The following is a 2,777-nucleotide window of genomic DNA, read 5'->3' as shown; positions in this document are numbered from 1 at the left end:
GCGCCGCGGCGCGCGGGTCGCCCCCTACAAGGCGCAGAACATGTCCAACAACTCCATGGTCTGCCACGGCCCCGACGGCCGCCCGGCGGAGATCGGCCGCGCCCAGTGGGTGCAGGCCCTGGCGGCCCGCGCCGTGCCCGAGCCCGCCATGAACCCGGTGCTCCTCAAACCGGGCACCGACCGGCGCAGCCACGCCGTCCTGCTCGGCCACCCCGCCGGGGACGTCTCCTCGGCCGACTGGGAGGCGGGCCGCCGCCACCTGGCCCAGGCCGCGCACGCCGCCTACGACGACCTCGCCTCCCGCCACGACGTCGTCGTCGCCGAGGGCGCGGGCAGCCCCGCCGAGATCAACCTGCGGGCGGGCGACTACGTCAACATGGGCCTGGCCCGGCACGCGGGCCTGCCCGTGGTGGTGGTCGGTGACATCGACCGGGGCGGCGTCTTCGCCGCGATGTACGGCACGGTGGGCCTGCTGGAGCCCGCCGACCAGGAGCTGGTCGCGGGCTTCGTGGTCAACAAGTTCCGCGGGGACCCCGGACTGCTGCGGCCCGGCCTGGAGGACCTCGAACGGCTCACCGGCCGCCGGGTCTACGGCACCCTGCCGTGGGACCCGGGGCTGTGGCTGGACTCCGAGGACGCCCTGGACCTGGAGGGCCGCCGCACGCGCGGGGGAGCGGGGCTGAGGGTGGCCGTGGTGCGCCTGCCCCGGATCAGCAACTTCACCGACGTGGACGCCCTCGGGCTGGAACCGGGCCTGGACGTCGTCTTCGCCTCCGGCCCGCGCGACGTGGCCGACGCCGACCTGGTCGTCCTGCCCGGCACCCGCTCCACCCTGGCCGACCTGGCCTGGCTGCGCTCCCGCGGGCTCGACCGGGCGATCGTCGAGCACGCCCGGCGCGGTCGGCCGCTGCTGGGGATCTGCGGCGGGTTCCAGATGCTCGGCCGCACCGTCACCGACGCCGACGGGGTCGAGGCCGAACCCAGGGCGCGCGCGGACGGCCTCGGGCTGCTCGACGCCCGGACCGACTTCACCGCGGACAAGACCCTGCGCCTGCCCTCGGGGAAGGCGCTCGGGGCACCCGCGCACGGCTACGAGATCCACCACGGCCGGGTCACGGTCGGCGGCGGAGCGGAGGAGTTCCCGGGCGGCGCCCGCGCGGGCAACGTCTTCGGCACCATGTGGCACGGCAGCCTGGAGGGCGACGCCTTCCGCGCCGCCTTCCTGACCGAGGCACTGGGCTGCGCGCCCTCCGGGGTGCGCTTCGCCGCTGCCCGGGAGCGGCGCCTGGACCTGCTCGCCGACCTGGCGGAGGAGCACCTGGACGTGGACGCCCTGCTGGCCCTGGCCCGCGAGGGCGCCCCGGCGGGTCTGCCCGCGCTGGCCCCGGGGGCCCCGCCCGCCGCACGTCCGCGGCGCGGGCCCGGGGCGGAGGTGTCCCGGTGAGGCTGCTGCTCTTGGGGGGAACGTCCGAGGCCCGTGAGCTGGCCGCCCTCCTGGTCGAGGCGGGCGTGGACGTGACCACGTCGCTGGCCGGGCGGGTGGCCCGGCCCCGCCTGCCGGTGGGCCGGGTCCGGATCGGCGGCTTCGGGGGAGTGCCGGGCCTGCGCGCGGCGCTGGCCTCCTACGACGCGGTCGTGGACGCCACCCACCCCTTCGCCCTGGGCATGACCGCCAACGCGGCGGCCGCCTGCACGGACCTTCCCCTGCTGCGGCTGGAGCGGCCGGGCTGGGACCCCGACCCGGCCTGGCGGTACGCCGCCACCCACGAGGAGGCGGCGGAGCGGGCCGCGGAGCTCGGGGAGCGGCCCTTCCTCACGGTGGGCCGCCAGGAGCTCGCCCGCTTCGTGCCGAGGCTGGAGCGGCGGGCGGTCCTGGCCCGGGTGGTGGACGTCCCCGAACTCGCGCTGCCCGGCACGTGGTCCCTGCTGACCAGCCGGGGGCCGTACACCCTCGACGGCGAACTGGACCTGATGGGCGGGCACCGCGCGGACGTGCTGGTCACCAAGGACTCCGGCGGCGCCTACACCCGGCCCAAGATGGAGGCGGCCGGGCTGCTGGGCGTTCCGGTCGTGGTGGTGCGGCGCCCGCCGGGTCCGACCGGCGTGCCCACCGTCCACGACGTGACCGCCGCGTTCGCCTGGGTGACCGCCCTGGGGTGAGGGGAGACCGTGGGACGGTCGCGGCCGTCGCTACCGGTGCGCGCGGGCCGCGTCAGCGGGCGAACCGGCTCTTCAGCTCGTCGGTGTCCAGGATGATCCCGGTGCCGGGGATCTCGACCCTGTCGCCGTAGACGTGCCTTGACCGGTCCTGGTACTCACCGTGTTCGGGACGGGAGTGCACCACCACGGCGTTCACGTCACGGTCGACCAACAGGTAGGCGGGGATTTCGGTGGCGGCGTAGGCAGCGGGCTTCTCGACCCGGTCGCGGGCGTGCGTGTCGGCGTCCCAGGAGGTCACCTCGATGACGGCGAGAACCCCGTCGGGCTCGGCCCATTCGCCTTGGCCGTCGAAGTAGCCGACCGGTGTCAGGATGCCGTCGGGGCGGGCGCGTCCGTTGCGGTAGGTGTCGACCTTCAGGCCTTGGCCCTGTGTGAGGTCCAGGTCGGGCCGGTGTGCCATGAACTGGCGGAACAGCCACGTCAGGATGCTGTTGTGGTCCCCGTCGGTCACGCCTTCGGCCCAGATCTTTCCGTTGACGTATTCGAGTTTGACGTCCTCGCGCTCGGCAGCCAGGGCGATGGGCTCGAACTGTTGGACGGTGACGGATGGGTGGGTG

General features: G+C 75.3%; 3 protein-coding genes. 2 read left to right on the top strand and 1 reads right to left on the bottom strand.

Annotation, left to right across the window (positions count from 1 at the left end):
• Nucleotides 1–1,444, top strand: a 1,444-nt coding sequence (locus tag DQW06_RS17405; protein ID WP_117198932.1) for a cobyric acid synthase, incomplete at its 5' end; no start/stop codon positions are given.
• Nucleotides 1,441–2,160: a cobalt-precorrin-6A reductase gene (locus DQW06_RS17400; protein ID WP_117198930.1), complete on the top strand. Its 720-nt coding sequence runs from the start codon at nucleotides 1,441–1,443 to the stop codon at nucleotides 2,158–2,160. The genes DQW06_RS17405 and DQW06_RS17400, both read left to right, overlap by 4 nt.
• A 52-nt stretch (nucleotides 2,161–2,212) precedes the next feature.
• Here the strand turns inward: DQW06_RS17400 and DQW06_RS17395 are convergent.
• On the bottom strand, nucleotides 2,213–2,777 hold a 565-nt coding region (locus DQW06_RS17395), incomplete at its 5' end, for a Uma2 family endonuclease (protein WP_232833059.1).

Source organism: Nocardiopsis sp. TNDT3, assembly GCF_003427465.1.
Classification (GTDB): domain Bacteria; phylum Actinomycetota; class Actinomycetes; order Streptosporangiales; family Streptosporangiaceae; genus Nocardiopsis; species Nocardiopsis dassonvillei.
This window is presented reverse-complemented; position numbering and strand designations above follow the sequence as displayed.